This window comes from Streptomyces sp. NPDC048644 (assembly GCF_043199105.1).
GTDB lineage: Bacteria > Actinomycetota > Actinomycetes > Streptomycetales > Streptomycetaceae > Streptomyces.
In genome coordinates, this window is the sequence record NZ_JBICVO010000002.1 from 388524 (window position 1) to 400771 (window position 12248).

The 12248-nt window shown below is 69.4% G+C and carries 10 protein-coding genes; 6 read left to right on the plus strand and 4 right to left on the minus strand.

Annotation, left to right across the window (positions count from 1 at the left end; translation table 11 throughout):
* Window positions 1–64: 64 nt before the first annotated feature.
* Window positions 65–1249: a serine hydrolase domain-containing protein gene (locus ACGFNI_RS05950; RefSeq protein ID WP_393680978.1), complete on the minus strand. Its 1185-nt coding sequence runs from the start codon at window positions 1247–1249 to the stop codon at window positions 65–67.
* Window positions 1250–1572: 323 nt separating this feature from the next.
* On the opposite strand from ACGFNI_RS05950, the gene ACGFNI_RS05955 reads away from it, so the two are divergent.
* Window positions 1573–2898, plus strand: a complete 1326-nt coding sequence (locus tag ACGFNI_RS05955; protein WP_393680980.1) for an MFS transporter — start codon at window positions 1573–1575, stop codon at window positions 2896–2898.
* Window positions 2899–2973: 75 nt separating this feature from the next.
* Here ACGFNI_RS05955 and ACGFNI_RS05960 read toward each other — a convergent pair whose 3' ends face one another.
* A complete protein-coding gene (locus ACGFNI_RS05960; RefSeq protein ID WP_393680982.1) occupies window positions 2974–3576 on the minus strand; it encodes a TetR/AcrR family transcriptional regulator in 603 nt (200 codons plus the stop codon).
* Window positions 3577–3708: 132 nt separating this feature from the next.
* Here ACGFNI_RS05960 and ACGFNI_RS05965 point away from each other — a divergent pair, with 132 nt between their 5' ends.
* Genes ACGFNI_RS05965 through ACGFNI_RS05975 form a run of 3 tightly spaced genes read left to right on the plus strand, consistent with a single transcriptional unit; the run spans window position 3709 to window position 7699 of the window.
* Window positions 3709–5295, plus strand: a complete 1587-nt coding sequence (locus tag ACGFNI_RS05965; RefSeq protein WP_393680983.1) for an AMP-binding protein — start codon at window positions 3709–3711, stop codon at window positions 5293–5295.
* 31 nt (window positions 5296–5326) lie between these two features.
* Entirely contained in the window at window positions 5327–6523 is a 1197-nt protein-coding gene (locus ACGFNI_RS05970) for an acyl-CoA dehydrogenase family protein (protein ID WP_393680985.1), read from the plus strand.
* Window positions 6524–6550: 27 nt separating this feature from the next.
* Window positions 6551–7699 (plus strand): CaiB/BaiF CoA transferase family protein, encoded by a 1149-nt coding sequence (locus ACGFNI_RS05975; protein ID WP_393680987.1) that lies wholly within the window; start codon window positions 6551–6553, stop codon window positions 7697–7699.
* Window positions 7700–7730: 31 nt separating this feature from the next.
* Here the strand turns inward: ACGFNI_RS05975 and ACGFNI_RS05980 are convergent, their stop codons facing one another.
* Window positions 7731–8387 (minus strand): maleylpyruvate isomerase N-terminal domain-containing protein, encoded by a 657-nt coding sequence (locus ACGFNI_RS05980; RefSeq protein ID WP_393680989.1) that lies wholly within the window; start codon window positions 8385–8387, stop codon window positions 7731–7733.
* Window positions 8388–8470: 83 nt separating this feature from the next.
* Window positions 8471–9373, minus strand: coding sequence for a DUF389 domain-containing protein (locus ACGFNI_RS05985; protein WP_393680991.1), 903 nt, complete (start codon window positions 9371–9373; stop codon window positions 8471–8473).
* Window positions 9374–9673: 300 nt separating this feature from the next.
* Here ACGFNI_RS05985 and ACGFNI_RS05990 point away from each other — a divergent pair, with 300 nt between their 5' ends.
* Together ACGFNI_RS05990 and cydB are read left to right on the plus strand one after the other, a co-directional pair.
* Window positions 9674–11212 (plus strand): cytochrome ubiquinol oxidase subunit I, encoded by a 1539-nt coding sequence (locus ACGFNI_RS05990; protein WP_393680993.1) that lies wholly within the window; start codon window positions 9674–9676, stop codon window positions 11210–11212.
* Window positions 11213–11224: 12 nt separating this feature from the next.
* The gene (gene cydB / locus ACGFNI_RS05995) at window positions 11225–12226 is read left to right on the plus strand and encodes a cytochrome d ubiquinol oxidase subunit II (RefSeq protein WP_393680995.1); all 1002 of its coding nucleotides are present in this window, start codon (window positions 11225–11227) and stop codon (window positions 12224–12226) included.
* The last annotated feature ends 22 nt before the right edge of the window (window positions 12227–12248 follow it).

Consider the following 12248-nt stretch of genomic DNA (forward strand, 5'->3'; position numbering starts at 1 on the left):
ATCCCGTGACCTGACGGGAACCGGACGCCTTGCGACCCGGCCGCGCCGCCGACCCCCGCCGAGGTCAGCGGGTGCGCTGCAGGTGGACGCCGATCTGCTGGAATGCCGGGACGAGCGGGGCCACGGGGGCGACCGGGGACATCACCTGGGATCCGTAGTGGACGATCACGGTTTCCAACTCGGGTGAGATGAAGAGCCGTTGACCGTGAATGCCGCTGGCCATGAAGGAGCCGTACGGGTCGTTCAGGATCCACCAGTAGTCGTGGTAGGAGAGGTTGGCGGGGGCACTGGGAGGCGCGGCGGGGAAGCGGACGTGCTGGGCGTAGCCGTCCGGGGCGTCGGGGATGGCGGCGGCCACGGCGCTCGGCACGATCTGCCGGTCCGCGATGGCACCGCCGCAGCGGATCAGCTCGCCGAGCCTGGCCACGTCGCGGGCGGTGGCGCTGAATCCTCCACAGGCGGCTTCGACGCCTTCGCTGTCGAGGACGTAGTAGGCATCTTCGTCGGCACCGATGCGGGACCAGATCATCTCGCTGAGCAGGGCGGAGGTGGTGGTGCCTGTGACGCGGCGGAGGATTTCGGCGAGCGCTTCGACGTTGCCGTTTTCGTAGCGGAACTCGGTTCCCGGTGCGGCTGTCGCGCGGGCGGTGGCGAGGTGTTCGCGGATGCTCGTGGGGCCGCTGTAGCCGTAGGGGCGCAAGGGCGGCGCGATGACCGCGTGGTAGCGCTGGGCTTCGACGGGCTTGTCGAAGGGGCGCCCGGCGTAGGCGACGTGGGTGCCCATGTGCAGCAGGTGGTCGACGGTGCTGCCCCCGAAGGCGGTGCCCGCGAGTTCGGGGACGTACTTGGTGGCCGTCGCGGCACGGTCGATGACCCCTTGGTGGGCCAGTGTGGCCGCCAGGAGACCGAGGTACGACTTGGCCGCCGAGGCGTTGAAGTGGGCGTCGTGCGGCTCCAGTTCGTACAGGTACTTCTCGTAGACGACGGTGCCCCGGTGCATCACCAGGAGGGCGTCGGTCCGGGCAGCCGCGTAGAGGTCCTGGAGCGTCAGCGCGCGGCCGTCGGGTGCGGTGATCGTGAGCTGGTCGATGCCCGCGGTGTCCGTCGGCAGGCTGCGGGCGGGGGCCGTTCCGCGCCACACCCGCCGGCTGGGCAGCAACTCCCGGCCCGCCGAGGTGTAGCGGCGGATCCATGCCGGGTCGGTGTAGCCGCGGGACCAGTGGAGGTCCGCCAGCGGTGCGTCAGCCATGTGCACTCCTCAACGTTGAGCGACTATCCGATCGTTACCATACACACTGTCCGGAAAGGCAAGATGCCATCGGCCTGCACTCCCGCTCCGATGGGCGCACTCCCCGCGGGAATACCTCGATCGTCCGCCGAACCCGTCCGCCGAACCATTGACCGGAAGTGGCCAGCCCGTTACGTTTCCGAATCAGCAGACTGTTAGCAGACGCTGAGTTCACTTTCTCGCAGGGTGTGCGGGGGCGGGGCCGCGGTCCGTGTCCGTGCGACGCCGGCCTTCCCGTGACAGAGCAGTCGCCCCTGCCTCTCCCGAATCGCAGGAGTCTTCCCATGCCCTCGCAGCCGTCACCGCCGCTGACCCTCGACGCGTCCGGCGGCCTTGAGGCGCCGGCGTTCGACCGGCGTCGCGCCTGGCTCGTCACCGCGCTGATCGTCTCGTTCATGATCGTCAACTTCGCGGACAAGTCGGTGCTCGGGCTGGCCGCCGACCCGATCATGGATGAACTGGGCATCAGCCACAGCACCTACGGCCTGATCTCCAGCGCCTACTCGGTCCTGTTCAGCCTCTCCGGGCTGGTCGTCGGCTTCTTCTCCGCCCGCATCTCCAGCCGGGTCCTGCTGTTCGTGATGTGCCTGGTGTGGGGTCTGGCCCAACTGCCCGTCCTGGTCGTGGCGGCCGTGCCGACGCTGGCCGCCGGGCGCATGCTGCTCGGCGCGGCCGAGGGACCGGCCGCGCCGATGTCGATGCACGCCCTCTATAAATGGTTTCCGGCGGGGCGGCGCGGCCTGCCGTCGGCCCTGCAGATCAGTGGTGCCGCGCTCGGCACGCTCATCGCGGCGCCCGTGGTGACCTGGCTCATCACCCGGTTCGGGTGGCGTTCGGCGTTTGCCGCGCTGGCCGTGATGAGTCTGGCGTGGAGTGCGGTGTGGTGGTTCGCCGGGCACGACGGGCCCTACGACCGGCCGTCCGCGCGCGGGCCGGCCGCGACCTGCGGGGCCGAACGCGTCCCCTATCGCCGGGTGTTGCTGTGCGGCACCGTGATCGGGAGCGTGGCAAGCGCTTTCGGGGCGTCGTGGGCGATGACGCTCAGTCAGGCGTGGCTGCCGTCGTATCTGCGGAACGAGCTGGCGATGAGCCCGGGGTCGGCGGCGGCGGTGCTCAGCTCCATTGCCGCCTTCAGCCTCGTGCTGCTGCTGGGGTTGTCCCCCGTGATCGACCGGCTGACGCGGCGCGGGGTGTCGCTGCGCCTGTCGAGCGGCGTGCCGCAGGGGCTGGCAGTGGCGTGCGCGGGGACGGCGATGGCGGTGTTCCCCTTCGTCGGCCCGCTGCCGGTGCGGCTGGCGGTGATCGCGGTCGCCTTCGGAGCGCACTCCGTCGCGTTCCCGCTGCACTACATGACGGTCGCGGCGGTCGTGCCCGCCTCCCGGCGCGGCGCGCTCTTCGGGATCGTGGCGGCGACGGGGACGCTTCCGGGGCTGCTGGCCCCGTCGTTGACCGGGCGTCTGCTGGATACAGCGCCATCGACGAGTGCGGGGTACGCGCAGTCGTTCGCCCTGACCGCGGTCGTCATGATCGTCTGCGGGGTGGTGGCCGTCTGCTGCATCCACCCGGCACGCGACGCGGCGCGCCTGGGCGCAGGCCGTGCAGCGCGTTGACCGCGACCGCCCGGATCACGGTCACGGTCAACTCCGGTCGGATCACGGTCACGGTCAGCTCCGGTCGGGCGCAGGTCAGTTCGTCTCCGGTGCGGTGAAGCCGCTGGCCCAGTACCGGCCGTGCAGGGCCAGGTCCAGGAGCATGCGCACGGCCTCTTCGGCGGGCATCGGCGGGGTGTCCTGCTCGGCCCACCAGCGCAGTACGGCGACCTGTTCGCCGACCCAGGCGCGGGCCAGGAGGTCGGCGTCGATGCGCGGCTTGACGTCGTTGCGTTCGGCGCGGGCCTTGAACTCCTGTGCCGTCGCGGCGGCGCAGGAGTCGACGAACATCTGGAGGGGCTTGCCGTCCCCTTCGCCGCGCAGGACGACGCGGTAGACGTCCCGTTCGTCGCTGACGTGCCGCAACATCTCCAGCAGCGGTTTGCCGGTGAACCCGATGGCGCTGCCGGAGACCACCGGCTCCAGGCGCTGCGCGAGTTGTTCCAGCAGGTCGGCGGTGACGCGTGCGAACAGATCGTCCTTGCCCTTGAAGTGCGCGTAGAACGTGGCGCGTGCGACGTCGGCCTGCTCGGTGATGTCTTCGACGGTGAGCCCGCTGAAGCCGCGTTCCAGCACCAGTTCCACCAGTGCGGCACCCAGCGCCCTGCGGGTGCGTCTGGTGCGCCTGTCCTCGGCCATGCGGCCCCCTTCGCCCTGTTCGTGATGCACGCACAGTCTAGACGGCTCTTGACAGCTCACAAGATACAAAACACTCTGTCTGTAAACGTTCTTGCTGTATTGAATTGGTCAGATCGCACGGTTGGAGAGTTGATGAACCTCGGCACCTACCTCACCCGCAGCGCCCGCTACTGGCCCGACGCGACCGCCCTGGTCTGCGGCGAGCGCTCCTGGACGTACGCGGAGCTGGACGGCGCCACCGACCGGCTCGCCGCGGCCCTGATCGCCCGCGGACTGCGCCCCGGCGACGCGGTCGCCTCCCTGGCCTGGAACCGCGGGGAGCTGGTCGAGGTGGAATTCGCCCTCTACAAGGCCGGACTGGTGCGCGCGCCGGTCAACGCCCGTCTGGGGCGCGGCGAGATCGAGCACATCCTGCGCTACGCGCCGGTGCGCGCCCTGGTGTTCGACGCGGCGCACCGCGAGGACGCGCTGGCCGCCATCGAGGCTGCGGACACCGGCTGCCTTCCCGTGCTCCTCGACGACGAACCGGCGTCCGCAACGGGTGCGGTACCGGGCGCCGACGGGGTGCTCGGCTACCGGGCCCTGCTCGGCGCGGGCGGGGCCGGCCCGGTCGCCGTCGACGTGGACGAGGACGCGCCGTGCGTCCTGAACTTCACCTCCGGATCCACCGGAGCGCTCAAGGCGGCGGTGCAGACCTTCGGCAACCGCCTCGCGAACATGCGCAAACTGCTGATGAGCGACGAGTCCAGGCCCCGGCCCTGCACCCGCTACCTCGCCTGCGGTCCCATCACGCACGCCACCGGCATGACGCTGCTGGCCAACGTGTTCGCCGGGGCGGCCACCCACGTCCTGCCGTCCTGGAGCGCCGAGTCGTTCGTGGACACCGTGGAGAAGGAGCGGATCACCACGACGTTCCTCGTCCCCGCCATGGTCAACATGGTGCTGTCCCACCCGGGCGCGGCCGAACGGGACCTGTCCAGCCTGACCGGTGTGCGGGTGGGCGGCGCGCCCATCTCGCCGCAACGCCTGCGGGACGCCGTGCAGTTCTTCGGCCCGGTCGTGGCGCAGGGGTACGGCCTGGGCGAGACCACCAGCGTGGTGGCGGGGCTGAGCAGCCAGGAAATCGCGCACGCCGTGGCGGATGAACCCGAGCTGCTGCAGTCCTGCGGGCGGGCGACGTACGACACCGAGATCCGGATCGTCGACGACGCCGGCCGGCCGCTGCCGCCGCGCGAGGTCGGTGAACTCATCGTCCGCGGCCCCGACTGCGTGCGCGAGTACTGGCAGGAGCCCGAGCTGTCGGCGCAGACGTTCCGCGAGGGCTGGGTCCACACCGGCGATCTCGCCTGGATGCGCGAGGACGGCTATCTGTTCCTCGTCGACCGCAAGAAGGACATGATCATCTCCGGCGGGTTCAACATCTACTCCACCGAGGTCGAAGCCGCCCTCTACGAACACCCCGGCGTCCAGGAGGTCTGCGTCGTCGGCGTGCCCGACGAGACGTGGGGCGAGGCGGTCAAGGCCGTCGTCGTGCCCCGTCCCGGCCACACCCTGAGCGCCGACGAGATCACCGCGTTCTGCGCCGAGCGCCTCGACCGCCTCAAGAAGCCCAAGACCGTCGACTTCGTCGGCGAACTGCCCCACAACCGCAACGGGAAGCTCGACCGCAAGGCCGTGCGCGAACCGTTCTGGGCGGGCACCGCCCGCCGCGTGAACTGACCGCCATCCGACCGGCAAGGACCACCACGACATGACCTTCTCCCTGCGCCCCTCCTACGACGACCCCCAGGTCAGCGATCTCGTCGGCCGACTGCGCGACTACCTCGACGGCGAACTCGCCGACTACGAGCGCGACCGCGGCCTCACCCATGAGGGCCGCCTCACCCGCGCCGACCTCGAACCCGTCTGGCGGCGCAGCCGCGAGCTGGGCTTCTACGGCATCCACCTGCCCGAGGATTACGGCGGGCAGAACCTCTCCTACTCCGCGCTGGCCGCCCTGAAGGAAGAGGTCGGCGCCAGCGGACGCGTGCTGGGCCACAGCGTGCTGGGGGACATGGGCGGCCCGCTGCGCGCCGGCGACATCCTGCGGCACGCCACCGCGTACCAGTTGGAGACGTACCTGCTGCCGCTGGTCCGCGGCGAGCGCGCCTGCTGCTTCTCGCTGACCGAGACCGATGCCGGGTCCGATGTCCGTGCCATGCGCACCACCGCCGTCCGCGACGGCGACGGCTTCCGCCTGAGCGGCCACAAGGTGTTCTCCTCGGCGGGCCCGTTCGCCGACTTCGCCATCGTCGTGGCCCGGATGGCCAGGACCGGCGAGCAGGAAGGCGACAAACCGTCCTTCTCCGCGTTCCTCGTCGACCTCGACAGCCCCGGCTGCCGGGTGGCCGACGGTGCCACACCCATGTCCGGTGAGCACATCGAGAGCGACATCGTCCTGGACAACTGCTACGTCCCCGCCGGGAACCTCATCGGCGAGGAAGGCAAGGGCATGCGGATCGCGCTCGGCCGCGTCACCACCAACCGGCTCCTGCACTGCCCCACCGTCATCGGCGCCACCCGCCGCGCCCTCGGCCTCACCCTGGAACGCACCCGCACCCGCCAAGTCGCCGGCGGACAGCCCCTGCTGACCCTGCAGTCCATCCAGCACAAGGTCGCCGACATGGCCACCGACCTGTACGCGGCCCGCTCCATGACCTACGCCGCGCTCGCCGCTCTCGACCGGGGCGACGAGGTCCGCACCGAGGCGTTCATGTGCAAGCTGTTCGTCGCCGAGTCCGCCTTCGGCATCCTCGACCAGGCCGTCCAGATCCACGGCAAGGAAGGACTCACCCAGGGCAACGAGATCGAGTTCCTGTTCCGCAAGATCCGCATGTTCCGCATCCTGACCGGCACCTCCGAGATCCAGCGCAACGGCATCGCCCACGGCCTCGCCTTCATGTCCTGACCCCTCCCCCGCAAGACAGGTACACCGATGACAACCCCCGCGCCCCCCGCCTGGTCGTCACTGACGGGCACACGCGTACTCGACCTTTCCCGGCTGCTGCCCGGCCCCTATGCCACGTCCCTGCTCGCCGACCTCGGCGCCGACGTCATCAAGGTCGAAACTCCGCACACCGGCGACCCGTTGCGGGCCGCCCCCGACCTCTTCGAAGCGCTCAACCGCAACAAGCGCTCGGTGACCGTCGATCTGCGCACCGACGAAGGCCGAAGCGCCTTCCTCGACCTGGTGCGCACCGCCGACGCCGTCGTGGAGAGCTTCCGCCCCGGCGTCCTCGACGGGATGCGCCTGGGCTTCGACGCGCTCCACGAGGTCAACCCGCGCCTGGTGCTGTGCTCGCTCAGCGGCTACGGGCAGAGCGGGCCGTACGCGCACAAGCCGGGCCACGAGCTCAACTTCCTCGGCCTGTCCGGCTTCTTCGCCGTCCCCGGACGCCTCGACGGGCACATCACCCGCCCCGGCGTACGGATCGGCGACCTGGCCGGCGCCCTGCACGCGGCTCTCGCCCTGACCGCCGCGCTCGGCAGCGGCGCCGATGGCCAGCACATCGACGTATCCCTCAGTGAATCCATCACCGCCTGGTGCTCCCTCTTCGCGCTGCCGCTGCGGCACGTCCCCGACCCGCTCGAAGCGGGCCTCGTCCAGGGCGACAACGACCTCTTCACCACCGCCGACGGACACCGCCTCTCCCTCGCCACGTTGGAGGACAAGTTCTGGCACCGCTTCCGCACCGAACTGGCAGGTGACTTCCCCGCGTTGAACACCCCCGCCTACGACAGGCGCGCCGCCCGCACCGCCGCCAAGCAGGCCGTGAGCGACCTGCTGCACGGCATCTTCCAAGCCCGCGATTACGCCTGGTGGCAAGAGCGCTTGGACGGCCTCAACGCCCCCTGGGCACCCGTCCTCACCAGCCCGGACGAACTCTTGGCTGACCCCCACGCCACCGCCAGACAGCTGTTCACCACCCCCGCCGACCCCGCCGCCTGCCCACAGGCCCGCTTCCCCGTGACCTTCGGATCCGGCCTCGACACCTTCCGCACCCCGGCCCCCGCCCTCGGCCGGCACACCCAGGAACTCCTCGGCCACCGCCAGGCGCCACCGGACCGCCGCGCGAACACCTGACCCGGGCACTCGGCGCACCGCCGCGGGTCCGTCAGCCGACGACGAACGGCAACTTCCCGGCCAGTTCGCCGAGTTCGGCCCGTTCCGCCTCGGTCGGCTGGCGGCGGCCGGTGCCGACCCGGAGCGCGTCCTTGTCGGTGAACGACGCGGGGAACGCGGCGCCGGCGATCTCTTCCAGCATCGCGCGGGCGCGGGCCAGGCCGTCCGCCGGCGGTTCCGCCGCGCCCGGGAGGTGCGCGATCAGGTCGAGGTGGTGCAGCGTCCACTCCAGGACGTAAGCGGTGAGGTAGTCGCCCACGGTGAGGACCATGTCCTGGGTGCTCACCCGGGCGCCGGGGTCGGCGAGTTCGGCGGCGCGTCCGGCGGCGGCGCCGACGTCGTCGAAGTGGAACGTGAGCAGGTGCGGGTCCTCGTAGGCGGCGGCCAGCCGGACGATCAGCGCGTCGAGCGGGTCGTCGCCGGTCGGCGGTTGGTCCGCGACGGTCCAGTAGGTCACCGCGTCGACGGTGGGTTCCGTTGCGGCGGGGGTGACGAGGGTGATCAGGACGTCCTGCGCGTCAATGATCAGGTGGCACACGAGGTCGCGCACGAGCCAGCCGGTGCAGCCGGACGGCCGTGCGAAGTCCTCGTCCGGGAGTGCGGCGACCGCTGTGCGCAGCGCTGTCCACGAGCGTGAGAAGAGATCCACAGCGGCAAGGTAGTGCGGTCCAGGAACGGTGGACAAGCCAGGGGGACGGCCGCTCGGGTACCCGCGTGACATCGGGCGGGCGGCTACCCGTGTGACGCGCCGGCGGGAGCGGCGCCGGTGCCGGGGATGATGTGCCGTCGTCGCATGAGCAGGGTGAGGGCGCCGGCGAGGGTGACGCCTGCGAGGTTGATGAGGAGCTGGAGGGCGGCTTCGCCGCAGCGGAGCCAGTCGCCCGCGACCGCGGCGAGTACCGCGAACCCGGCGGCGGGCACGGTGGTGACGGAGATGAAGACCCCGATCAGCGCGCCCGGTTTCTCCGAGGTGAGCGCGATCATTCCTGCGGCACCGGCCAGCAGCGCGACGATGACGGAGAACGGCCCCACCTGGTAGATGAACGACACCTGCTGGAGGTGGGACAGTTCGCCGGGTTCGAACAGGCCACCGATCCTGGCGAGGAGCGTCAACGCGGCGGTGACCAGCATCGCCAGCGGAAATCCGACCCCGAGGGCCAGCCCGGCACGGGCCGCGAGGTCGCGCCGCCCGCCGACGATGGCGACCGCGAGCGCTGCCAGCGGTCCGAAGTCGGGGCTCACCACCATGGCCCCCACGAGGGTGATCGCGGAGTCGGTGATCACGCCCACCGCGGCGAGGAGACAGGCGATGGTCAGGAACGCGAGGAAAACGGGGCTCAGTTGGCTCTCTTCGCCGGTGGTGGAAATCAGGTCGTCCCAGATGATGGCATCGGAACTGTCACCGGGTGCGGCGCGTTCGGCGGCCTCGGCCGTATCGGACAGCATCGTATGGATCGGCTGGAGACTGACCTCACCGCGACGCTGTACGCCGCGCTGCGCCAACCGGATCAGAATGTCCTCGGCGACCTCACGCGCGACCACGGCTTCGATGACGTCACCGGATGGATGCCGGCCGATTCCCTTGGCGACCGTGAGGTGAGCGACCCCCGGTTCGGTATTCAGGAGATCCGTCACGGCGGCACTGTGGCGTGATTCGCACACCACTCTCAGGCGCATCATGAGGGCGAGTATCGCGCCGGGACGGGCATTCCGGCGAACACGAACACGTGGCAGATGTCCGGGAGAGGCGCGTTCACGTCAGCGAGGAGCCGGTAATGGGCCGCCGCACCGCGTAAAGCCGCCAGGGGGCCGATCCGGCGATTGCAAGGAACGTTCACCCGCGCCCTCAGACAGGCTTCACCCGATTCGCGGGTGCCATGCACTAGAGATACCTATGCCCCGGAACGCGGCGAAACCGAGTGAGAGCAGGATGCAGTGGAGTTGGCAATCGGTCACGAGACCATCGCGCGGTGGCAGTTCGGCATCACCACCGTCTACCACTTCTTCTTCGTCCCTCTCACCATCAGCCTGGCCTCCATCGTGGCAGGGCTGGAAACCGCCTGGGTAAGGACCGGCAAGGACACGTACTTCCACGCCACGAAATTCTGGGGAAAGCTCTTTCTGATCAACCTCGCGATGGGAGTCGTCACCGGCATCCTTCAGGAGTTCCAGTTCGGCATGAACTGGTCCGCCTACTCCCGCTTCATCGGTGACGTCTTCGGCGGCCCGCTGGCGATGGAGGCGCTGATCGCCTTCTTCTGCGAGTCCACGTTCATCGGGCTGTGGATCTTCGGCTGGCACCGGCTGCCGAAGAAGCTGCACTGCGCGTGCATCTGGCTGGTCGCCATCGGCACCCTGCTCTCCGCGTACTTCATTCTGGCGGCCAACTCCTTTATGCAGCACCCGGTCGGATACAAGATCGCCCCCGTCACCGGAAAGGCCCAACTCACGGATATCGGCCGGGTTCTCTTCCAGACCACCACCCTGGTCCAGGTCTTCCACACACTGACGGCGGCCTTCCTCACCGGCGCGGCCCTGGTGATCGGCATTGCCTCGTACCACCTGTGGCGAGCCAAACGCGGCACGGAAACCAACCGCCGCACCATTACCGTCATGAGCACCTCGCTGCGGCTCGGCCTGGTCATCGCCGTGGTGGCGGGTCTCGGCACGGCGATCAGCGGCGACCGCCTCGGCAAGGTCATGTTCGAGCAGCAGCCGATGAAGATGGCAGCCGCCGAGGCACTCTGGGACACGCAGGCTCCCGCCCCCTTCTCGGTCTTCTCGGTCGGCGACGTCTCCCAAGGACGGAACGCCGTCGAGCTGGAGATCCCCGGAGCGCTGTCCTTTCTCGCCAAGGACGACTTCTCCTCCCCGGTCCCGGGAATCAACAACAGGGCTCGTGAGGAGGCGGCCGAATTCGGTGGCCGGCCGCACGACTACCTCCCGAACATCTTCATGACGTACTGGGGATTCCGCCTCATGATCGGCTTCGGTATGACCAGTTTCGTCGCGGCCCTGATCGGTCTGTGGACCACCCGCAGGAAATTCTGGCTCGCCCCCCGGTACCGCACCGGCGAGGACGAACCACCACGGCTGATGCTCACCAGGAACCGCGAGATGAACGTCTTCTTCACCAGGTGGAGCTGGCGGATCGGCATCCTCACCATGTGCTTCCCGCTGGTCGCGAACAGCTTCGGCTGGATCTTCACCGAAATGGGCCGTCAGCCCTGGGTCGTCTTCCGGCTGATGCGCACCGCCGACGCCGTCTCCCCCAATATCGGTGTGGGCACGCAGATCGGCGCACTGGCCACGTTCACCGGTCTCTACGCGGTACTCGCGGTGATCGAGGTGCGGCTCATGGCCAAGTACGCCGCGGCAGGACCCGACACCGACGAGCGTCCCCCGGCCAAGGACCCGACCTTGCGCGGCCCTTCCGACGAAGACTCCGACAAGCCCCTCGCCTTCGCGTACTGAGAACGGATCGCCATGCATCTCCACGATCTCTGGTTCATTCTGATCGCCGTGCTGTGGACGGGCTATTTCTTCCTTGAGGGATTCGATTTCGGCATCGGAATCCTCACCCGGCTCATGGCCCGTGACACCACCGAACGACGGGTTCTGATCAACACCATCGGCCCGGTGTGGGACGGGAACGAGGTCTGGCTCATCACGGCCGCGGGTGCGACCTTCGCGGCCTTCCCCGACTGGTACGCCACGCTGTTCAGCAGCTTCTACCTGCCGCTGCTGATCATCCTGATCTGTCTGATCGTCCGGGGTGTGGCCTTCGAATACCGGGCCAAGCGGACGGGCGAACGCTGGCAGCGCAACTGGGAGCTGGCCATCTTCTGGGCGTCGCTGCTGCCCGCGTTCCTCTGGGGTGTGATCTTCGCCGACATGGTCCGCGGCATCGCCATCGACCAACACCAGTCGTACGTGGGCGGCTTCGGGGACCTGTTCGGCCTGTACGCGGTGCTCGGCGGGCTGCTGACGCTGGTGCTCTTCACCTTCCACGGCGCGGTCTTCGCGTCGCTGAAGACGGTCGGTGACATCCGTGCCCGCGCGCGGACGCGGGCACGGGCGCTGGGCGCGGTCGCCGCCGTACTGGCACTGGTCTTCCTGATCTGGACGCAGGCGCACTCGGGCGGCGGCTGGAGCCTGGGCGCGCTGATCGTCGCGGTGGCGGCGACAGCCGGGGCGCTGATCGCCAACGAGCTCGGGCGGGACGGCTGGGCCTTCATCCTGTCGGGGCTGACCGTCGTTTCGTCGTTCGCGATGCTGTTCCTTTCGCTGTTCCCGGACGTGATGCCTTCGACGCTCAACGCCGACTGGTCGCTGACGGTCGCCAACGCCTCGTCGGCGAGCTACACCTTGACGGTGATGACCGTCGTGACGGCGGTTTTCCTGCCGGTCGTGCTGCTCTACCAGTGCTGGACGTACTGGGTCTTCCGCAAGCGGATCGGCGTCCAGCACATCCCGGCGGCCCACTGATCCCGTCCGGGAAAGGTTCACC